Source organism: Enterobacter sp. ENT03 (assembly GCF_019218745.1).
Classification (GTDB): domain Bacteria; phylum Pseudomonadota; class Gammaproteobacteria; order Enterobacterales; family Enterobacteriaceae; genus Enterobacter_D.
The window spans coordinates 37,753-58,648 of sequence record NZ_JAHUXA010000010.1; the positions used below are offsets into that span (position 1 = coordinate 37,753).

Annotated in this window: 22 protein-coding genes; 13 read left to right on the plus strand and 9 right to left on the minus strand. The window is 55.1% G+C overall.

Annotation, left to right across the window (positions count from 1 at the left end):
* Positions 1-86: 86 nt before the first annotated feature.
* Entirely contained in the window at positions 87-302 is a 216-nt protein-coding gene (gene rpmE, locus KW828_RS13685) for a 50S ribosomal protein L31 (protein ID WP_218336867.1), read from the minus strand.
* 211 nt (positions 303-513) lie between these two features.
* Here rpmE and priA point away from each other — a divergent pair, with 211 nt between their 5' ends.
* The 7 genes from priA (at position 514) to rraA (ending at position 8,521) form a co-directional block, all read left to right on the plus strand.
* A complete protein-coding gene (gene priA, locus KW828_RS13690) occupies positions 514-2,709 on the plus strand; it encodes a primosomal protein N' (protein WP_218336868.1) in 2,196 nt (731 codons plus the stop codon).
* Positions 2,710-2,857: 148 nt separating this feature from the next.
* On the plus strand, positions 2,858-3,883 hold the full coding sequence (gene cytR, locus KW828_RS13695) for a DNA-binding transcriptional regulator CytR (protein ID WP_218336964.1): 1,026 nt from the start codon (positions 2,858-2,860) through the stop codon (positions 3,881-3,883).
* Between the two features lie 92 nt (positions 3,884-3,975).
* Positions 3,976-4,983 carry a cell division protein FtsN gene (ftsN, locus tag KW828_RS13700; RefSeq protein ID WP_218336869.1) on the plus strand — a complete coding sequence of 336 codons (1,008 nt, stop codon included), beginning with the start codon at positions 3,976-3,978 and terminating at the stop codon, positions 4,981-4,983.
* Positions 4,984-5,073: 90 nt separating this feature from the next.
* Positions 5,074-5,604 (plus strand): ATP-dependent protease subunit HslV, encoded by a 531-nt coding sequence (gene hslV / locus KW828_RS13705; protein ID WP_072571328.1) that lies wholly within the window; start codon positions 5,074-5,076, stop codon positions 5,602-5,604.
* A gap of 9 nt (positions 5,605-5,613) precedes the next feature.
* The gene (gene hslU / locus KW828_RS13710; RefSeq protein ID WP_088222133.1) at positions 5,614-6,945 is read left to right on the plus strand and encodes an HslU--HslV peptidase ATPase subunit; all 1,332 of its coding nucleotides are present in this window, start codon (positions 5,614-5,616) and stop codon (positions 6,943-6,945) included.
* Positions 6,946-7,013: 68 nt separating this feature from the next.
* Positions 7,014-7,943 carry a 1,4-dihydroxy-2-naphthoate polyprenyltransferase gene (menA, locus tag KW828_RS13715; RefSeq protein WP_218336870.1) on the plus strand — a complete coding sequence of 310 codons (930 nt, stop codon included), beginning with the start codon at positions 7,014-7,016 and terminating at the stop codon, positions 7,941-7,943.
* 92 nt (positions 7,944-8,035) lie between these two features.
* Complete coding sequence (rraA, locus tag KW828_RS13720; protein ID WP_218336871.1) at positions 8,036-8,521, plus strand: ribonuclease E activity regulator RraA; 486 nt, start codon at positions 8,036-8,038, stop codon at positions 8,519-8,521.
* 38 nt (positions 8,522-8,559) lie between these two features.
* Here rraA and KW828_RS13725 read toward each other — a convergent pair whose 3' ends face one another.
* From KW828_RS13725 to zapB, 3 genes are all read right to left on the minus strand, one after another.
* Positions 8,560-8,955, minus strand: a complete 396-nt coding sequence (locus tag KW828_RS13725) for a hypothetical protein (RefSeq protein WP_218336872.1) — start codon at positions 8,953-8,955, stop codon at positions 8,560-8,562.
* Positions 8,952-9,620: a hypothetical protein gene (locus KW828_RS13730; protein WP_218336873.1), complete on the minus strand. Its 669-nt coding sequence runs from the start codon at positions 9,618-9,620 to the stop codon at positions 8,952-8,954. The genes KW828_RS13725 and KW828_RS13730 overlap by 4 nt, the downstream gene beginning before the upstream one ends.
* A gap of 88 nt (positions 9,621-9,708) precedes the next feature.
* A complete protein-coding gene (gene zapB, locus KW828_RS13735) occupies positions 9,709-9,954 on the minus strand; it encodes a septal ring assembly protein ZapB (protein ID WP_088222135.1) in 246 nt (81 codons plus the stop codon).
* A 392-nt stretch (positions 9,955-10,346) separates the two neighbouring features.
* Here zapB and KW828_RS13740 point away from each other — a divergent pair, with 392 nt between their 5' ends.
* The 4 genes from KW828_RS13740 to fpr all read left to right on the plus strand — a co-directional run bounded on the left by KW828_RS13740 (position 10,347) and on the right by fpr (position 14,742).
* Positions 10,347-11,198, plus strand: a complete 852-nt coding sequence (locus KW828_RS13740) for an MIP/aquaporin family protein (RefSeq protein ID WP_218336874.1) — start codon at positions 10,347-10,349, stop codon at positions 11,196-11,198.
* Between the two features lie 23 nt (positions 11,199-11,221).
* Positions 11,222-12,730, plus strand: a complete 1,509-nt coding sequence (gene glpK, locus KW828_RS13745) for a glycerol kinase GlpK (RefSeq protein WP_129364092.1) — start codon at positions 11,222-11,224, stop codon at positions 12,728-12,730.
* A 158-nt stretch (positions 12,731-12,888) separates the two neighbouring features.
* The gene (gene glpX, locus KW828_RS13750; protein ID WP_218336875.1) at positions 12,889-13,899 is read left to right on the plus strand and encodes a class II fructose-bisphosphatase; all 1,011 of its coding nucleotides are present in this window, start codon (positions 12,889-12,891) and stop codon (positions 13,897-13,899) included.
* Positions 13,900-13,995: 96 nt separating this feature from the next.
* Positions 13,996-14,742: a ferredoxin--NADP(+) reductase gene (gene fpr, locus KW828_RS13755; protein WP_129364094.1), complete on the plus strand. Its 747-nt coding sequence runs from the start codon at positions 13,996-13,998 to the stop codon at positions 14,740-14,742.
* On the opposite strand, the gene KW828_RS13760 is transcribed toward fpr, so the two are convergent.
* Complete coding sequence (locus KW828_RS13760; protein WP_218336876.1) at positions 14,743-15,162, minus strand: DUF805 domain-containing protein; 420 nt, start codon at positions 15,160-15,162, stop codon at positions 14,743-14,745. It lies immediately after the preceding gene.
* A gap of 167 nt (positions 15,163-15,329) precedes the next feature.
* On the opposite strand from KW828_RS13760, the gene KW828_RS13765 reads away from it, so the two are divergent.
* Both KW828_RS13765 and tpiA read left to right on the plus strand, forming a co-directional pair.
* Positions 15,330-15,875: a DUF1454 family protein gene (locus tag KW828_RS13765; RefSeq protein WP_371316127.1), complete on the plus strand. Its 546-nt coding sequence runs from the start codon at positions 15,330-15,332 to the stop codon at positions 15,873-15,875.
* Positions 15,876-15,981: 106 nt separating this feature from the next.
* Positions 15,982-16,749: a triose-phosphate isomerase gene (gene tpiA / locus KW828_RS13770; RefSeq protein WP_218336878.1), complete on the plus strand. Its 768-nt coding sequence runs from the start codon at positions 15,982-15,984 to the stop codon at positions 16,747-16,749.
* An 82-nt stretch (positions 16,750-16,831) separates the two neighbouring features.
* Here the strand turns inward: tpiA and KW828_RS13775 are convergent, their stop codons facing one another.
* The 4 genes from KW828_RS13775 to KW828_RS13790 form a co-directional block, all read right to left on the minus strand.
* Positions 16,832-18,136: an SLC13 family permease gene (locus KW828_RS13775; RefSeq protein WP_218336879.1), complete on the minus strand. Its 1,305-nt coding sequence runs from the start codon at positions 18,134-18,136 to the stop codon at positions 16,832-16,834.
* A 74-nt stretch (positions 18,137-18,210) separates the two neighbouring features.
* Positions 18,211-18,948: a CDP-diacylglycerol diphosphatase gene (locus KW828_RS13780; RefSeq protein WP_218336880.1), complete on the minus strand. Its 738-nt coding sequence runs from the start codon at positions 18,946-18,948 to the stop codon at positions 18,211-18,213.
* A 52-nt stretch (positions 18,949-19,000) separates the two neighbouring features.
* Entirely contained in the window at positions 19,001-19,843 is an 843-nt protein-coding gene (locus tag KW828_RS13785) for a hypothetical protein (RefSeq protein ID WP_218336881.1), read from the minus strand.
* Between the two features lie 10 nt (positions 19,844-19,853).
* Positions 19,854-20,891 (minus strand): oxidoreductase, encoded by a 1,038-nt coding sequence (locus KW828_RS13790; protein WP_218336965.1) that lies wholly within the window; start codon positions 20,889-20,891, stop codon positions 19,854-19,856.
* Between the last annotated feature and the right edge of the window lie 5 nt (positions 20,892-20,896).

Below are 20,896 nucleotides of genomic sequence, written 5' to 3' on the forward strand. Positions count from 1 at the left end.
TCAACAAACAAATTAATATTTCAATTCTGAATTACAGAAGCAAAAAAAAAAGCGCCTTTCGGCGCTTTTTTTCTGACAGCGGATACTTATTTGCTGCTGCCTGGCAGGCTGAAGCGCTTGTTAAAGCGGTCAACACGGCCACCGGTAGCAACGTCACGCTGCTTGCCAGTATAGAACGGGTGGCACTGGCCACACACGTCCAGGTTCAGATCGTGACCCACAGTAGAGCGGATTTTGATCACATTACCGCAAGAACAGTTTGCAGTAATTTCAGAATAATTCGGGTGAATACCTTTTTTCATGGGAGAAACCTCAGTTTAAGGCCGCGTCGCTCTTCCAGCCCTAACGCCAGACACCACGCGATGTTTAAAGTAGTTACGTTCTCTTTGACGCGATCAAAACACATCAAAGGCGGCGAATCATACAGAAAATAACCAGCACATGCAAACTGATCCGCGTCCGGCTCTTCTAATGTGTATACTAACCCGCCAGTTTTCAAGTCAGGATGATTCAATGCCCGTCGCTCACGTAGCCCTGCCCGTCCCGCTACCCCGTACGTTTGACTACCGTCTGCCAGAAGGCGCTGCGGTCAACGCGGGGTGTCGCGTGCGCGTGCCATTTGGTAAGCAGGAGCGGGTCGGCATTGTGGTTTCCGTCAGCGAGAAAAGCGAACTGCCGCTGGACGAATTGAAAAGCGTCGTCGAAGTGCTGGACACCGATCCCGTGTTTACCCCCTCCGTCTGGCGATTGTTGCTGTGGGCTGCCGATTATTATCATCATCCGCTGGGGGATGTGCTGTTTCACGCGCTGCCGATCCTGCTGCGTCAGGGTAAGCCCGCCAGCGTCGCCCCGCTGTGGTTCTGGTACGCCACCGAGCAGGGCCAGGCGGTGGACATCAACAGCCTGAAACGATCGCCAAAGCAGCAGCAGGCACTGGCCGCGCTGCGCCAGGGGAAAATCTGGCGGCATCAGGTACAGGATCTGGAATTTAACGATGCAGCCTTGCAGGCCCTGCGCGCCAAAGGCTTGAGCGATCTCAATAGCGAAGCCCCGGCCCTGACCGACTGGCGGGAAAATTATGCCATTCCCGGCGAGCGGCTGCGCCTGAACACCGAGCAGGCTACCGCCGTGGGCGCCATTCACAGCGAGTCTGACACCTTTTCCGCCTGGCTGCTGGCGGGCGTTACTGGCTCCGGTAAAACGGAAGTCTATTTAAGCGTGCTGGAAAATATCCTCGCCCAGGGCAAGCAAGCGCTGGTGATGGTGCCGGAAATTGGCCTGACGCCGCAGACCATCGCGCGTTTTCGCGAGCGGTTTAACGCGCCGGTGGAAGTGCTGCACTCCGGGCTTAACGACAGCGAACGTCTGAGCGCCTGGTTGAAAGCGAAAAATGGCGAGGCGGCGATTGTTATCGGCACCCGTTCGTCGCTGTTCACGCCGTTTAAAAACCTCGGCGTCATTGTCATCGACGAAGAGCACGACAGCTCGTATAAACAGCAGGAAGGCTGGCGCTATCACGCCCGCGATCTGGCGGTCTACCGCGCCCACAGCGAACAAATCCCGATTATTTTAGGCTCGGCCACTCCTGCATTGGAAACGCTGCACAATGTGCGGCAGCGCAAATACCGCATGCTGCGCCTGACGCGCCGGGCCGGTAATGCACGCCCGGCCACGCAGCATGTCCTCGATTTAAAAGGGCAGCAACTCCAGGCGGGGCTGGCACCCGCGCTGATCGCCCGTATCCGTCAGCATGTGCAGGCGGATAATCAGGTGATCCTGTTCCTGAACCGCCGGGGTTTTGCGCCGGCGCTCCTGTGCCATGATTGTGGCTGGACGGCGGAGTGCCCGCGCTGCGATCACTATTACACGCTGCATCAGGCGCAGCGCCAGTTACGCTGCCACCACTGCGACAGTCAGCGCCCGGTACCGCGCCAGTGCCCCTCCTGCGGCTCCACACACATGATGCCGGTGGGTCTGGGTACCGAGCAGCTTGAACAGGCTTTAGCGCCTTTCTTCCCCGGCGTGCCCCTGTCGCGTATCGATCGTGACACCACCAGCCGCAAAGGCGCGCTGGAGCAGCATCTGGCAGAAGTGCATCGCGGGGGCGCGCGGATCTTAATCGGCACGCAGATGCTGGCGAAAGGGCACCATTTCCCGGACGTAACGCTGGTGGCGTTGCTGGACGTTGACGGCGCGCTGTTCTCCGCCGATTTTCGCGCCGCCGAGCGCTTTGCCCAGCTCTATACCCAGGTGTCTGGTCGTGCTGGTCGCGCGGGCAAGCAGGGCGAAGTGGTACTGCAAACGCACCATCCGGAACATCCTTTATTACAGACCCTGCTGCATAAAGGCTACGACGCCTTTGCGGATCAGGCGCTTGCTGAGCGGCAGACGCTGCAACTGCCGCCGTGGACCAGCCACGTGATCATTCGTGCTGAAGATCATAACAACGAGCAGGCGCCGGTTTTCCTGCAACAGCTGCGCAATCTGCTACACGCCAGCCCGTTGCTGGACAACAACACCTGGATTTTAGGGCCGGTGCCCGCACTCGCGCCAAAGCGTGGCGGTCGCTATCGCTGGCAGCTGCTGTTGCAGCACCCTTCACGCGTTCGCCTGCAACATCTTATTAGCGGCGCGCTGGTGCTCATTAATACCCTGCCGGAAGCGCGCAAGGTGAAGTGGGTGCTGGATGTCGATCCCATCGAAGGTTAAGGTTGCGAGGCGGATCGTAAAATTCAACACCCGTCACACTTTTCATGAAAATACTGTAACCGAAACGAGTAACTATCTGATAAAAATGTGTCTGATGTCAGACACAGAGGATGTGGCTGCGCCTGCGTCGGCATGCGAGGAGAAAGTGGTGAAGGCTAAGAAAGAGGTTGCTGCAGCGACCATGAAAGACGTTGCCGAGAAAGCGAAGGTCTCTACGGCAACGGTGTCCCGTGCGTTAATGAATCCGGATAAAGTCTCGCAATCGACCCGCAACCGGGTAGAACAGGCCGCCCTTGAAGTGGGCTACTATCCGCAGGCGATGGGGCGCAACGTGAAGCGCAATGAGTCGCGTACTATCCTGGTCATCGTGCCGGACATCTGCGATCCATTTTTTAGCGAAATCATCCGCGGCATTGAAGTGACGGCGGCGGAACAGGGTTATCTGGTGCTGATCGGCGACTGCGCTCATCAGAATCAGCAGGAAAAAACCTTTATCGACCTGATTATTACCAAGCAGATCGACGGTATGCTGCTGCTCGGCTCGCGCCTGCCGTTTGACGCCAGTATCGAAGAACAGCGTAATTTGCCGCCGATGGTAATGGCGAACGAATTCGCCCCTGAGCTGGAACTGCCGACGGTGCACATCGATAACCTGACTGCGGCCTTTGATGCGGTGAATTATCTGCGTGAACAGGGCCACAAGCTGATCGGCTGTATTGCCGGGCCGGAGGAGATGCCGCTGTGCCATTATCGTTTGCAGGGCTATGTGCAGGCGCTGCGTCGCACCGGGATCACCGTTGACCCGCACTATATTGCGCGCGGCAACTTTACCTTTGAAGCGGGCAGCACGGCGATGGAGCAACTGCTGGCGCTGCCAAAACCGCCCACCGCGGTGTTCTGTCACAGCGATGTGATGGCGCTGGGGGCGTTATCCTGTGCAAAACGGCATGGCCTGAAAATTCCCGACGATCTGTCTATTATTGGTTTCGACAATATTTCGCTCGCCCAGTTTTGCGATCCGCCACTGACCACCGTGTCGCAACCCCGCTTCAAAATCGGGCGGGAAGCGATGCTGCTTTTACTGGATCAGCTGCACGGGCAAAACGTCAGCAGCGGTTCGCGGCTGCTGGACTGCGAGTTAATCATCCGTGGGACGACACAAGCCATTACCTAAGTAATTGGCTTTAAGACTCCCACTTCTGGTCAAAGCCCCGTCGCTTAAGTAACATGACGGACTGACAAACGAATAATTACAGCGAAACGATAGTGGCACAACGAGATTATGTACGCCGCAGCCAGTCGGCTCCTTCGCGGCGAAAAAAGAGCACGTCAAAGAAAAAACAACGTAGCCCATCTGTTGTATCGCCCGCCATGGTCGCCATTGCGGCCGCTGTGCTGGTGGCATTTATCGGTGGTCTGTATTTTATTACGCACCATAAGAAAGAAGATGCAGAGACGCTGCAAAATCAGAAGGTTGCGGGGAACGGGCTGCCGCCGAAACCGGAAGAGCGCTGGCGCTATATTAAAGAGCTGGAAAGCCGTAAGCCTGGCGTACGCGCACCGACAGAACCTTCTGCCGGTGGCGAAGTGATGAACCCAAACCAGCTGACGAATGAACAGCGTCAGTTGCTGGAGCAGATGCAGGCGGATATGCGCCAGCAGCCTACACAGCTCAACGAAGTACCGTGGAATGAACAAACGGCGGAACAGCGGCAGCAAACCCTGCAACGTCAGCGTCAGGCGCAACAGCAGGTACAGCTACGTCAACAGCAACAGCAGCAGCAACAGCAGACGTACACGCAGCCCGTGCAGCAGCCGAGAACGCAGCCGCGCGTGACGGAACAGCCGTATCAGCAGCCGCGCACGGTGCAAACCGCCCCCGCGCAGCCAAAGCAGGTACAGCAGCCGAAGCAGACCGCGTCCCAGCAGCCTTATCAGGATCTGCTGCAAACGCCTGCGCATACCGATGCCGCGCCGCCAAAAGAACAGGCAGCGCCGATCACGCGTGAGCCAGAAGCGCCAAAGAAAACGGCAGAGAAAAAAGACGATCGTCGCTGGATGGTACAGTGCGGTTCCTTTAAAGGCACAGAGCAGGCTGAAACAGTACGCGCGCAGCTGGCGTTTGAAGGTTTTGACTCCCGCATCACCACCAATAATGGCTGGAATCGCGTGGTCATCGGGCCGATCAAAGGCAAAGATAATACCGACGGCACCCTTAACCGCTTGAAGATGGCGGGCCACTCAAACTGTATTCGTCTCGCCTCCGGGGGTTGAAACCCCCAAAATCCCCCCCATCTATAATTGCATTCAGCCCCGTACACTGTGCGGGGCTTCTAATCCGTTTATGCAACAAGGGGTCTGCTCGTGACAACAATCGTAAGTGTACGCCGTAACGGCCAGGTGGTAATTGCTGGCGACGGCCAGGCCACGCTGGGCAACACCGTAATGAAAGGCAACGTGAAAAAAGTGCGTCGTCTGTACAACGACAAAGTGATCGCCGGTTTTGCAGGCGGCACTGCCGATGCCTTCACGCTGTTTGAACTGTTTGAACGTAAGCTGGAAATGCACCAGGGTCATCTGGTGAAAGCCGCCGTTGAGCTGGCAAAAGACTGGCGCACCGACCGCATGCTGCGCAAGCTCGAAGCATTGCTGGCCGTGGCGGATGAAAATGCGTCGCTGATCATCACCGGTAATGGCGATGTGGTACAGCCGGAAAACGATCTGATTGCTATCGGATCCGGTGGGCCGTACGCCCAGGCCGCCGCCCGCGCACTGCTGGAAAATACCGATCTTAGCGCGCGCGACATTGCTGAGAAGGCGTTGGGCATTGCAGGCGACATCTGCATTTACACCAACCACTTCCATACCATCGAAGAATTGTCCTCTAAGGCGTAAGGATCTCTAATGTCTGAAATGACCCCACGCGAAATTGTCAGCGAACTGAATAAACACATCATTGGCCAGGATAACGCCAAGCGTTCCGTGGCCATTGCCCTGCGTAACCGCTGGCGTCGTATGCAGCTCGATGAAGAGTTGCGCCACGAAGTTACCCCGAAAAATATTCTGATGATCGGCCCGACCGGTGTCGGTAAAACCGAAATCGCCCGTCGTCTGGCGAAGCTGGCGAACGCGCCGTTCATCAAAGTGGAAGCGACCAAGTTCACCGAAGTGGGCTATGTAGGTAAAGAAGTGGATTCTATCATCCGCGATCTGACCGACGCCGCGATCAAAATGGTACGCAGCAACTCCATTGAAAAACATCGCTACCGTGCGGAAGAAATGGCGGAAGAGCGCATTCTTGACGTGCTGATCCCGCCGGCGAAAAACAACTGGGGCCAGCCTGAGCAGCCGCAGGAGCCGTCCGCCGCGCGCCAGTCCTTCCGCAAAAAGCTGCGTGAAGGCGAGCTGGACGATAAAGAAATCGAAATCAACCTCTCTGCCGCGCCGATGGGCGTTGAAATCATGGCCCCTCCGGGCATGGAAGAGATGACCAGCCAGTTGCAGTCCATGTTCCAGAACCTGGGCGGGCAGAAGCAGAAGCCGCGTAAACTGAAAATCAAAGAAGCGATGAAGCTGCTGATTGAAGAAGAAGCGGCGAAGCTGGTGAACCCGGAAGAGCTGAAGCAGGACGCTATCGATGCTGTTGAGCAGCACGGTATCGTGTTTATCGATGAGATCGATAAAATCTGTAAGCGCGGCGAATCCAACGGACCGGACGTTTCCCGTGAAGGCGTACAGCGCGATCTGCTGCCGCTGGTGGAAGGCTGTACCGTTTCCACGAAACACGGCATGGTGAAGACCGACCACATTCTGTTTATCGCCTCTGGCGCATTCCAGGTAGCGAAACCGTCGGATCTGATCCCGGAATTGCAGGGTCGTCTGCCGATCCGCGTTGAATTGCAGGCGCTGACCACGGAAGACTTCGAGCGCATTCTGACTGAGCCAAACGCGTCAGTTACCGTGCAGTACAAAGCGCTGATGGCGACCGAAGGCGTGAACATCGACTTTACCGAAGATGGTATCAAGCGCATTGCGCAGGCTGCCTGGCAGGTAAACGAAACCACAGAAAACATCGGTGCCCGTCGCCTGCATACCGTGCTTGAGCGTTTGATGGAAGATATTTCCTACGACGCCAGCGATCGCAATGGTGAATCCATCACTATTGATGCGGCTTATGTGAGCAAACACCTGGATGAGCTGGTTGCAGATGAAGATTTGAGCCGTTTTATCTTATAATCGCGCACATTGCACTTTCATCACTATCGATGGGGCTGAATAGCCCCATTTTTTATTGGCTAAAAACTATGACTGACTCGCGCCCATTGAGCCGCACCCAGGCCTGGCTGGAAAGCCTGCGTCCCAAAACTCTCCCGCTGGCCTTTGCCGCCATTGTGGTCGGCACGACGCTGGCCTGGTGGCAGGGACATTTCGATCCGCTGGTTGCCGTGCTGGCGCTTATCACCGCCGGACTCCTGCAAATCCTCTCCAATCTGGCGAACGATTACGGCGATGCGGTGAAAGGCAGCGATAAACCCGACCGTATCGGGCCGCTGCGCGGTATGCAAAAGGGCGCGATCACCCAGGCGCAGATGAAACGCGCACTGCTCGTGACGGTGATCCTGAGCTGCGTGTCCGGGCTGGCACTGGTGGCGGTGGCGTATCAGACGCTGGCGGATTTTGTCGGCTTCCTGGCGCTGGGCGGCCTGTCGATTCTGGCGGCCATCACCTATACCGTCGGGCGTCGTCCGTATGGCTACATTGGGCTGGGTGATATTTCCGTGCTGCTGTTCTTTGGCTGGCTAAGCGTGATGGGGAGCTGGTATTTACAGGCGCACACCCTGGTGCCGGTGCTGTTTCTGCCCGCCACGGCCTGTGGCCTGCTGGCGACGGCGGTGCTGAACATCAATAATCTGCGCGACATTAACAGCGACCGTGAAAACGGTAAGAACACGCTGGTGGTGCGTCTGGGGCCGATCACCGCCCGCCGCTATCACGCCTGCCTGCTGGCGGGTGCCTGGCTGTGTCTGGCGCTGTTCAACCTGATTTCACTGCAAAGCGTGTGGGGCTGGCTGTTTGTGCTCGCCACGCCGGTGCTGGTGAAACAGGCGCGTTATGTCCTGCGGGAAACCGACGCCAGCGCGATGCCGCCGATGCTGGAACGTACCGTTAAAGCCGCACTTTTGACTAACCTGTTGTTTGTATGCGGAATAGTGCTGAGCCAGACGTCATTTTAACTGACAAATATCAATTAACATTTGATGATTTTGCCAACAGCGCGTTATGCGCGATATACTGACAGCTCTCGCGGCAACTGAACGTAAATCCTATGAAATATGATACTTCTGAGCTTTGTGACATCTACCAGGAAGATGTCAACGTCGTGGAACCGCTGTTCTCCAACTTTGGTGGACGGTCGTCTTTTGGCGGACAAATCATCACGGTCAAATGTTTCGAGGACAACGGGTTGCTGTATGATCTGCTCGAACAGAATGGTCGTGGGCGCGTTTTGCTGATTGATGGCGGCGGTTCGGTACGTCGTGCGTTAATCGATGCGGAACTGGGACGCCTTGCCTTACAGAACGAATGGGAAGGCATTGTGGTCTACGGCGCAGTACGCCAGGTGGATGATCTTGTAGAGCTGGACATCGGCATTCAGGCAGTCGCCGCTATTCCGGTAGGCGCTACCGCTGAAGGGGTTGGCGAAAGCGACATCCGCGTTAATTTCGGCGGTGTGACCTTCTTCTCCGGCGACCATCTCTATGCCGACAACACCGGCATTATCCTTTCCGAAGATCCGCTGGATATTGAGTAAATGAAAAAGGCCATCGTTACGACCGATGGCCTTTAATTTCAGGTGTTATCATTCGTCTCATAGTAAACGATACGTAATTCATATTTCTTATCGGATGATGTAGTAAAGACACTCAGGATGGCATTGTCATCTGGATAATTATCTATAAAGCTCTCAAGTTGCCCTAACCTCAAGTCAATTTCAGATATTGGGATCTCTTTAAAAATAAGCTCGCTTTTTTGAAGACCGTTTACTTCCTGTGCATGTGCAATAAAATACCATTTATCTGAAACGCGTGGAGCTTTCTTTAATGGTCCTGGCGTCAATAATATATAGCGAAAGTAATCATGTTGTGTATATTCTTCATCTACAAATACTCTTGTCATAGAATAAAAATAGAAGAGTGGGAGTGATACCATGAAAAAAAAAGCTAATATCAACCTGAATTTTTTCATGAGAAAATCTCTCTTATCCACTCTGGGTTTGCCATTGGACTTATCGTACTCATAAATGCTGGCAAGTGCCCTGTATAAGGCTGACACTTAACTTTGTTATCTATAGGATCCGGGAATAGGAGAGGAAAAACACTTTTATTTTTAAATTGCCCAACGGGGCCATAGTAGTCCCAGATACGATAAGCTTTCTCTTTAGGGCAAATATCAAGGAATGGGGTATAATCCGTACAATCTACAGCCTGATAGAAACCAAAAAGATTTGAGACCAGATCCTCAGCGCTAAAACCGCTATCTGTTACTAGAACATAAGGCCAAAAATCTTGTAAGGTTTCAAATCGCCGGGAAGTACCCATGAATATCGACAGCGCCACTCCTTTCAAATCGCGATCATTCAATCCTCTGCGTACTAAAAATCGCCGGTATATACCCGTGACAGCATTGATACCATAGATGCCTTTTTTCATATCCTGATAATAGTTGACTTCAAAGTATTGATTATTACCCCCACAAGGCATTTCCATTTGATGCCAAAGTCTTTCTGCACCAGAGGGGTTTGCATGTCCTAAATCAATCCAACCTAAGTTTTCCGTATAGATTAACCCCGACCTAATCTCCCGCGTGATATATCGATCCGTATTATCAATAATGTCCGCCCTCTTTGTCATTTCACATTCCTTGAGAAATTAAAGAGTTCATACTACTACTGTAAAATTAAAAAAAGCATCCTAGGATGCTTTTTTTAATGATGATAAATCAGACTTCTTCCATGCGGCCTAACAGCGCCTGCAGACGATCCTGCCAGCCAGACTGTTGTTCTCTCAGCTCGTGGTTTTCACGCTCCAGCTGCTCGCGGGAGTGCTGTGCGGACTGCATTTCCTGTGACAGCGAGTTGTTCTTCTCTTTCAGCTCTTCGATTTCCATCTGCAGCAGGGTGATGGTATCAATCGCCTGCTGTACTTTCGCTTCCAGCTTCTCAAACACTTCTAATGACATAGTCATACCTCTCCTGAATTCCGATTTGCAAGGCGACGCCCGTATCAACGCGCACTCTATCCCCCCGATTGTATGGAGCGACCACGCGTGTGTCCAGCGACAACCCTTGTAGATCGCGCTTTGCAACACTTTTAAGCATAGACCTGGTGCGTTTGGCGAAACTACCCCTAAATTGTTAACGACTTCGTTAATGAAATGATTCAGCTCACGTTTCGCATTGCTGTTAAAACGCGCTTTATAGCGCGAAAACGCTCATTTTATTGACGGAGCACACACATTTCGATTTCGATATTTCTCGTTTTTGCTCGTTAACGATAAATTAACACCATGTCTACAGGACATCGTGGCGGTCACTGCGTCGCGTAAACAATAAACATTAAACTCTTCAGGATCCGATTATGAGTCAAACATCAACCTTGAAAGGCCAGTGCATCGCCGAATTTCTCGGAACCGGGTTGTTGATTTTCTTCGGTGTCGGGTGTGTTGCAGCGCTGAAGGTGGCCGGTGCCACTTTTGGGCAGTGGGAAATCAGTATTATCTGGGGTTTGGGCGTGGCGATGGCCATCTACCTGACCGCAGGGGTTTCCGGAGCACATCTTAATCCGGCGGTAACCATTGCGTTATGGCGATTTGCCTGTTTCGACGGGCATAAAGTTATTCCTTACATTGTTTCTCAATTTGCCGGGGCTTTTTGCGCGGCTGCTATCGTTTACGGGCTTTATTACAATCTTTTCATCGACTTCGAGCAAACGCATCAGATGGTGCGTGGCAGTGTCGAAAGTTTGGATCTGGCAGGCATCTTCTCAACTTATCCAAATCCACATATCAATTTTGTGCAGGCTTTCGCGGTTGAAATGGTGATTACCGCTATTCTGATGGGCGTGATCATGGCGCTGGGCGATGATGGTAACGGCATCCCGCGCGGTCCGCTGGCACCGCTGTTAATCGGCCTGCTCATTGCAGTGATTGGTGCCTCTATGGGGCCGCTGACCGGCTTTGCGATGAACCCGGCGCGCGATCTGGGTCCAAAAACCTTCGCCTGGCTTGCTGGCTGGGGCGACGTCGCCTTTACCGGCGGCAAAGATATTCCTTACTTCCTGGTGCCGCTGTTTGGGCCAATTGTCGGCGCGTCGCTGGGTGCGTTTGGCTATCGTAAGCTGATTGGCCGCCATCTCCCCTGCGATACCTGCGTAGTGGAAGACGAGAAGGCCACGGCCAGCACCACTGCACAACAAAAAGCTTCGCTGTAATGTGACTACGGGACAACATACTTATGACTGACAAAAAATATATCGTTGCGGTTGACCAGGGAACCACCAGCTCCCGTGCCGTTGTAATGGATCACGACGCCAATATCATCAGTGTCGCGCAGCGCGAATTCGAACAAATTTATCCTAAGCCGGGCTGGGTTGAGCATGACCCGATGGAGATCTGGGCGAGCCAGAGCTCGACGCTGGTAGAAGTGCTGGCGAAAGCCGACATCAATGCCGATCAGGTTGCCGCCATCGGGATCACCAACCAGCGCGAAACCGCTATCGTGTGGGATAAAGAGACCGGTAAACCGATTTATAACGCCATCGTCTGGCAGTGCCGCCGCACGTCCGACATCTGCGAGCATTTAAAACGTGATGGTCTGGAAGATTACGTGCGTCAAACCACCGGCCTGGTGATTGACCCGTACTTCTCCGGCACCAAAGTGAAGTGGATCCTTGACCACGTGGAAGGCTCCCGCGAGCGCGCTAAACGCGGTGAACTGCTGTTCGGCACCGTGGATACCTGGCTTATCTGGAAAATGACTCAGGGACGCGTACATGTTACGGATTACACCAACGCCTCGCGTACCATGCTGTTCAACATTCACACGCTGGAATGGGACGCCAAAATGCTGGAAGTGCTGGATATTCCGCGCGAAATGCTGCCGGAAGTCCGCAAGTCTTCTGAGGTGTACGGCCAGACCAACGTTGGCGGTAAAGGTGGCACGCGTATTCCTATCGCCGGTATCGCCGGTGACCAGCAGGCGGCGCTGTTCGGCCAGCTGTGCGTCAAAGAAGGGATGGCGAAAAACACCTACGGCACCGGCTGCTTTATGTTGATGAACACCGGCGAAAAAGCGGTGGCGTCCGAGCATGGCCTGCTGACCACCATCGCCTGCGGCCCACGCGGCGAAGTAAACTACGCGCTGGAAGGCGCAGTGTTCATGGCGGGTGCCTCCATCCAATGGCTGCGCGATGAAGTGAAGCTGATCAGCGATGCTTTCGACTCTGAATATTTTGCCACCAAAGTGAAGGACACCAACGGCGTGTATGTCGTGCCGGCCTTTACCGGTCTGGGCGCCCCTTACTGGGACCCGTATGCTCGCGGCGCAATCTTCGGCCTGACCCGTGGCGTGAACTCCAACCACATCATCCGTGCGACGCTGGAATCCATCGCCTATCAAACCCGCGATGTGCTGGAAGCGATGCAGGCCGACTCCGGTATTCGTCTGCACGCCCTGCGCGTGGACGGCGGCGCGGTCGCTAACAACTTCCTGATGCAGTTCCAGTCCGATATTCTTGGCACCCGCGTGGAGCGTCCGGAAGTGCGTGAAGTTACGGCACTGGGCGCCGCCTATCTGGCGGGTCTGGCAGTGGGCTTCTGGCAGAATCTGGATGAGCTACAGGAAAAAGCGGTGATTGAGCGTGAATTCCGTCCGGGTATCGAAACCACCGAACGTAACTATCGCTACAGCGGCTGGAAGAAAGCGGTGAAACGCGCCATGGCGTGGGAAGATCGCGAAGAATAATTCTCCCCTCCCCCTAACCCTCTCCCCATGGGAGAGGGGATCATTTGCTGCCCCGCTCTTGTCCTTCTCCCTCTCCCCAGGGAGAGGGCCGGGGTGAGGGTGGTATCTCCTCTCTCTGTGTTAAACTTCAGGCAATTTCTTTTTTAAACGAGTCTGTGATGAAACGAGAACTTGCCATCGAATTTTCCCGCGTAACCGAAGCTGCCGCGCTGGCGGGCTATAAATGGCTGGGCCGGGGCGACAAAAACGTTGCCGATGGTGCAGCGGTCCACGCCATGCGCATCATGCTCAATCAGGTCAATATCGACGGCACCATCGTGATTGGCGAAGGCGAAATCGACGAAGCGCCGATGCTCTACATCGGTGAAAAAGTCGGTACCGGTAAAGGCGATGCGGTGGATATTGCCGTGGATCCTATCGAAGGCACCCGCATGACGGCGATGGGCCAGGCCAATGCGCTGGCCGTGCTGGCCGTCGGCGATAAAGGCACGTTCCTGAACGCGCCTGACATGTACATGGAAAAGCTGATCGTCGGGCCTGGCGCGAAAGGCGCCATCGATTTGCATCTGTCGCTCGAGCAAAACCTGCGTAACGTCGCCGCCGCGTTGCAAAAGCCGCTTTCTGAGTTGACGGTCACTATTCTGGCGAAACCGCGCCACGATGCGGTGATCGCGGAGATGCAAACGCTCGGCGTGCGGGTGTTCGCCATTCCCGATGGCGATGTGGCCGCGTCTATTCTCACCTGTATGCCTGACAGCGAAGTTGACGTGTTGTACGGCATCGGCGGCGCGCCGGAAGGCGTAGTGTCGGCGGCGGTTATTCGTGCGCTCGACGGCGATATGCAGGGCCGCCTGCTGGCGCGTCATACGGTGAAAGGCGACAGCGAAGAAAATCGCCGCATTGGTGAGCAGGAACTGGCGCGTTGTAAAGCGATGGGTATCGAAGCAAACACCGTGCTGCGTCTGGATGATATGGCGCATAACGACAACGTGATTTTCTCCGCTACCGGGATCACCAAAGGCGATCTGCTGGACGGCATCACCCGCAAGGGCAATATGGCGACCACCGAAACGCTGCTCATTCGCGGCAAATCGCGCACCATTCGCCGCATCAAATCCATTCATTATCTGGATCGTAAAGACGTCGACGTGCAGCGACATATTCTCTGAAATCATTTGATCAAATGAGCTTTCCGGCCCGCACGGGCTGGAAATGTCAGGGTTGAGGAACGAAGATAAGGCATCGCATCAGAACAGGAGAAGATCATGGCGGATTGGGTAACAGGAAAAGTCGTAAAGGTTGAATTCTGGACCGATGCGCTGTTTAGTCTCACCCTTCATGCCCCCGTTAATCCCTTCACCGCCGGTCAGTTTGCCAAGCTGGGGCTGGAAATTGACGGCGAGCGCGTACAGCGCGCCTACTCTTACGTGAATGCCCCCTCCGATCCCAATCTCGAGTTCTATCTGGTCACCGTGCCGGAAGGCAAACTCAGCCCGCGCCTGGCGGCGCTGAAACCCGACGATGAAGTGTTAATCGTTGCTGAAGCCGCCGGATTCTTTGTGCTTGATGAAGTGCCGGACTGCGACACCCTGTGGATGCTGGCGACGGGCACGGCGATTGGTCCTTATCTGTCGATGTTGCAGGAAGGAAAAGGACTGGAGCGCTTCAAAAATCTGGTGCTGGTGCATGCCGCACGTTATGCCGCGGATCTCAGCTATCTGCCGTTAATGCTGGAGCTGCAAAAACGCTACGAAGGGAAACTGCATATTCAGACGGTGGTCAGCCGGGAAACGGTCTCCGGCTCGTTGCATGGTCGTGTGCCGGCGCTGATTGAAAGCGGTGAACTGGAAAAAGCGGTGGGACTGCCGATGGATACCGCGACCAGCCATGTGATGCTGTGCGGTAATCCGCAGATGGTGCGTGATACCCAGCAGTTACTGAAAGATACCCGGCAGATGACCAAACATTTGCGTCGCCGTCCGGGTCACATGACCGCTGAGCATTACTGGTAATCAGCGATACTTCACGTCCAGCGTGTCTTTGCCGAATTTATTCTCGCCCTGGGTGCCCACAAACGCGCCCAGCTCGATCAAGAGCATCACCATGATCAGGGTCGGAATAAAACGTCCGACCGCCCAGACCCAGACGCCGCCCAGCACTGCCCAGTTACCGGCCAGTAAGATCCACGCCACGACCATCAATAACGCCCACAGGCCGGATTTGTTGCGGTCATGCAACCGTTTGACGGTCACGCATGCTGTCGGCCATATCAGGCACACCAGCATAAAGGCGGCCATTTGCAGATCCACCAGCCCGTTACCGGCAAGCGAGAACAGTAATATCATGGCCAGCGCCCAAAGCACGATCCAGATCCAGAAGTCACGACGCCCAATACGTCCTTTAAATGAGAATAACCACTGCTGTATGGTCATGTAAGGTTCCTTATAATCGTAGTGCCGCGTAGTTTACCCTGGTCGGCTGCGTTTTTGACAAGCGGGACGGTTATCGTTTTAATCGGCAACACATTGCACAGAGGACGATGTTGATGAAGATATGGAATTTACGGGTTTGCCTGTTGCTTTCCCTGCTGCTGACCAGCATGGCTGGCCGCGCCGTGGATGCGCCACTGGCGGCAACCGCCCCTTATCTGGTCGCGGGCGCCCCCACGTTCGACCTCTCTATCAGCGCGTTCCGGGAAAAATTTAATACTGCCAACCCAGGTCTTACGCTGAACGAGTTTCGCGCTATTGATTCGCGTACCGATCGCACCAGCCTGACGCGAGCCGCCAGCAAGATTAACGATAATCTCTATGCTTCTACCGCGCTGGAACGGGGAACACTGAAGATCAAATCGATGCAGATCACCTGGTTGCCCATTCGCGGACCGGACCAAAAAGCCTCCAAAGCGAAAGCGCAGGAATATATGGCCGCGGTGCTGCGCGTTTTCAACCCGGTACTGACCAGTTCGCAATGTCTGCAAAAACTGCAAAAAATCCTCTCCCGTGGCAAAGGCAAAGCCTATTACGCCGAAACAGAGGGCGCATTACGCTATGTTGTGGCAGATAACGGTGAAAAGGGGCTGACCTTCGCTGTTGAACCGATTAAGCTGGCGTTATCCGAGACCCCCGCCGACAACAATAAATGACAAAAAGCAAAGCCTTTGAGGGGATGAATCTCTATACTGTTCACAGACCATGCTGCCCTGAACGGCAGCCATATTCCTTGATTCGCTTAATGCGTGGAGAATGAAAATGCGACATCCTTTAGTGATGGGTAACTGGAAACTGAACGGCAACCGCCACATGGTAAATGAGCTGATTGCTAACCTGCGTACCGAGCTGGCTGGCGTGACCGGTTGTGGCGTGGCCATTGCGCCGCCGGACCTGTACCTGGATCTGGCGAAACATGCCGCAGACGGTAGCCACCTCATCCTCGGCGCGCAGAACGTCGACGTTAACCTGTCTGGCGCCTTCACCGGTGAAACCTCCGCCGCAATGCTGAAAGACATCGGTGCAAAATACATCATCATCGGCCACTCTGAGCGTCGTACTTACCACGCCGAATCCGATGAGTTCATCGCTAAAAAATTCGCTGTGTTGAAAGAACAGGGTCTGATCCCGGTATTGTGCATCGGTGAAACCGAAGCGGAAAACGAAGCGGGTAAAACGGAAGAAGTCTGTGCACGTCAGATCGACGCGGTGCTGAAAACCCAGGGTGCTGCTGCTTTTGAAGGCGCTGTGATTGCCTACGAACCGGTCTGGGCTATCGGTACTGGCAAATCCGCGACCCCTGCGCAGGCTCAGGCGGTACACAAATTCATCCGCGACCACATCGCTAAAGTGGATGCGAACGTGGCTGAGCAGGTCATCATCCAGTACGGCGGTTCTGTTAACGATAAAAACGCCGCCGAGCTGTTCGCTCAGCCGGACATCGACGGCGCACTGGTTGGCGGCGCTTCTCTGAAAGCTGACGCGTTCGCCGTGATCGTGAAAGCCGCAGAAGCAGCTAAACAAGCGTAAAAAAACTTTGCGGCGGGTGGCGCTTCGCTAACCCGCCCTGCGGTTCTGTAAGCCCGGTAAGCGCCAGCGCCACCGGGCTTTTTTACAGCCGTCCCAGAATACTGAACCACGCATAATCCAGCGGTAACAACACCAGATACGTGGCGATCGCCAGCGCCAGGCACAGCAGCATCCCCGCCCGCGCCGGTACTTTCCCCAGCGCCATCGCCACCACAATAGGCGACGCCTGATACGGCAGCAGCGGCGTTGAATACCCCAGCACCTGGATCATGATCACCGACAGCAGCGGGAAGCCCGTCGCATCAGCGAAACTCTGCGCCAGCGTGGTGTACAGCGCCGGTACGCCGTTAGCGGTCATAATAAAGTTTAACGCCGTGGTGATGCCGGTCAGGGCAAGAAAACTGGTGAAAGGATTATCGGGGTCGAGGGGCATCACGTGCAGCAGCGCGCCGCCCACGGCGCTGCCGATGCCGGTCTGGGTCACCGTGATCGCAAGCCCCAGGATCCCCGCCACATAGATACAGGTGCGCATATTCACGCCGCTGGAAAACTCGTCGCCGGTGATGAAGCCGACGCGCGGCAACAGGGTGACACACGCCGCCGCCAGCCCGGTCCACGCCGGGCCGATACCGTGCCAGCTTTCGCTCACCCACATGATCAGCACCACAGCCAGCAGCCAGGCGAGACGTTTTTCCTCCCGGCTCATTGGTCCGGCGGGAGTGAGATCGCGCGGCGCATGGGGTTTACCAGGAAACAGCCAGCAAATCAGCCCGATCAGCACCAGGCCTTTCAGCAGGCCGAGTACCGGCGTGTGCAGCAGCAGATACGGCAGATAGTTAAGATGAATGCCGTAAGAGCCTTCCGCCGCCCCGCTCATCACCAGGTTCGGCACGTTGGCGGGCAGAATAGTCGCCGACAGCTGGAAGGTGCCGAAGCCCACCGCCAGCGCCAGTCCGTACCAGGCGCGCGTGCCGTCGTTGATCCCGGCCCGCGCCGCCATCGCCGCAACAATCGGCATCAGCAGTGCGATACGCCCCATGTTCGACGGCATGACAAACGCCAGCGCGTAGCTCAGCAGTACCACGCTGCCGACCATCAATGGCCAGGAGTCGGTGAGTCTGGCCGACAGCGCCCTCGCCGCACGATCCGCCAGCCCGGTTTTGCGGATCGCCACGCCGAGCACAAATCCGCTGAACACCAGCCAGAAGGCCGAAGAGGCGAAGCCGCCAAAAATGACCTCCGGCGGCGCGATTTTTGCCACCATCGCCGCTGCAAAAAACAGCAGCGCGGTAATAAACTCCGGCAGCAGTGACGTCGCCCAGAGCAAAATGGTCACGCCAACAATCAGCGACGGAAGAAAAAGCGGGTGGGTAAACCAGAGCGACATGCCTGTCTCCTGACGATTTTTTCAGCAAGTCTACGGCGACAACCCTGCCCCGTAAACGCTAAATATTTGCGGGTTTATTTTAAGATGGCGCACGCATGGTCCTGAATTTCCTCGGCGGAGGCGCGGTTAAGCAACAGCAGGTTGCGCCCGGTCGCCAGCAGAACAAAGGAGCCGTCCGCCTGTTTCACCATCGCCAGCCCGTAGCGGCCCATGTGCTCACGCGCATCGGGCACCTCTTCCGCCAGCATTAAAAACGGGCTGCGCTTCACCAGTTCATTTTCCGTGACGCGACGGGCCAGATAATCATGTCCACGCAATCCACCAGGGAACGGCAACCAGCGGCTGCTGATGGCGGCGCTGTGTTCATTCAGCAACGTGCGAATATCGGGCCGCAAACAAGAGATATGAATATGAAAATGATCCTGAGTGCGTCCACTACGGGCGTTGATCGCCAGCGACACCGCCTCATCGGGAACCGGCGCGCCCCGGCGTTCGCTCATAAACCGCCGCGCGCTCCACGCCTGCCAGAAAAAGTTCGGTGTTTGCGGCTCCAGCAACAGCGGGCTTTCGGTGCCATTGATCTTGTACGTGGGCATCAACAGGTACTGCAACGGGCCGTTACGATCTTTGAATACCACATAGCCGCTGCTGAGATTCACCTCAGCGCAGGGTTGCTGATGGGGGATGCACTGTTCAGTGACGATCTGCCGCAGTGCATTGGGATTACCGGCCTGTCGCCACAGCCAGAGGCCTGTAACGGCAGCCAGAATAAGAATAAACAACAGAAGGAGAAGATAGCGAAGTCGTTTCATCGGATCCCATAACCCTTTTTCTGTATCGGGTGCGTACTGCACCCGATACATGTTAACGATGAAGGGATGCTGCCATTCTTACCCAGGTATGTCGACGCCCACGAACTGCCATGGAGAGGGTATATACCGCCTGAGGATCGGCCATGCCCGCCACGCCCGCATCGCCAAAGTTAACCATATCCGCGCCACAGCGTTTACTGGCAAGGCCGATAAGACGCACCGTTTCAGCGTCGGCCCCCTCCTGGCTACTGCTGATCGTGGCGATCGCCAGCGCTCCGGCCTCACGCACGGCTGCGATAGCCTGTTCAACCCGTCCTTCAGACGCACCACGGCAGCTGGCAGGCGCAGGGATCATCACGCCATCAGCACCGGTTGCAGCGTACTGCGCATATTCCTGCGACGGCGCTAACCCTGAGGCGTAAAATTTCGCGACGAGGATCATTTTGTCGGTTCGCGCACGCAGCTGCGTGATCGCCTCGCACACCCGCGACGCAGTAACGCCGGGCTTATCATAAGCCGTCAGACAGAAGAAATCGGCATCAGCAACATGAGCAAAATTTCCCGCATTCCAGGCGCATGGATTTCCTGCGGCATCATCCGCCAGCACTTCCAGGCTGACTCCCGTCAGGCGTCCAGTGAGCTGTTTCAGATGGCGGAAATTATCACACCCCTGAATGACCTGGGTATGACAGTCCATTCCTTTTATCAGTAACAGATCGGCACCAAACGCGCTTAGCAGTTCGCCATTCGTCACCTCGCTGTAGAGCGGCGTCGCGCCTGCCGCCACTTCCACCATAATTACCCGCCCCTCAGACGCTTTGATTGCGGCTTTTAGCGCGGCCCCGCTGACGGGCTGACAAAAATCACTGGTGCGACAATTTAATAAACGCTGCATATGCATATCCTTATGACAGGCTAATAAGTGACGGCGACGGCTGATGAAAGGCGCGCTCCAGTATTTCCAGGTTGGTGAACGCGTCCTGCTCACTGACATAATTCGCCGTCCCCTCAGTCAGCGTGGCGTAAATCGCATCGTACACCCGGCCATAATCACCCTTCACAGCGGGAAGCTGTTCGGTATGGCTGTGGCCTTCGTCGTCGATATAGTCCAGTAACGCGCACTGCTGATCCGCGGCAAAATCAGGATGGTCAGGCATGATGCCGTTTTTCAGGCAGGTCTCCTGCTGATCGATCTGATAGCACACCACGCTTCCTTTGGTGCCATGCACAATAAACCGCGGATACGGTACTTTTACGAGGTGGCTGGTTTTAATGATGGCTTTCAGATCGCCATAAAATAGCTGTGCTTCGAAGGTATCGTCCGGGTTGCCCGGCTGTCGTAAATGGCGCAGATGATAAGCCACCTGCTGCGGGCGGCCAAAAAGCGAGAGGATCTGATCCAACGTATGGACGCCAAGGCCATAAAATGCGCCTTCAAACACCGATCCAGGCTGTGGCGCAGCGTCCGGGCGGAAATAATCAAAGTGGCTTTCAACTTCAATAATTTTCCCCAGTTTGCCGCTTTCAATAGCCTGTTTTATGGTCAAAAAACAGCTGTCAAAACGGCGGTTTTGATAGGGCGTCACCAGCAGGTTTTTCTCCCGCGCCAACGCGAATAAGATTTTTGCTTCTTCCAGCGTGGGCGTAAATGGCTTTTCTACCAGAACGTTTTTGCCGTGCTCCAGGCAGAGCTTCGCATAATAAAAGTGGCTGTCTGGCGGTGTGCAGACGGTGACTAACGTGACCTGCGGATCGTTTAAAATCGTCTCTACACAATCGGTAAATTCAATGCCCTGATATTGCGTGAGCTTTTCTTTTTGCGGATCACGAACGTTGTCAAAAATATAGCTGACCTTAAATTTATCTTTTCGTGCCAGCACATAGGGTAAATGATAACGGGTGGCACTTTTGCCAAAACCAATAAATGCATTATTTATCACAATAATTC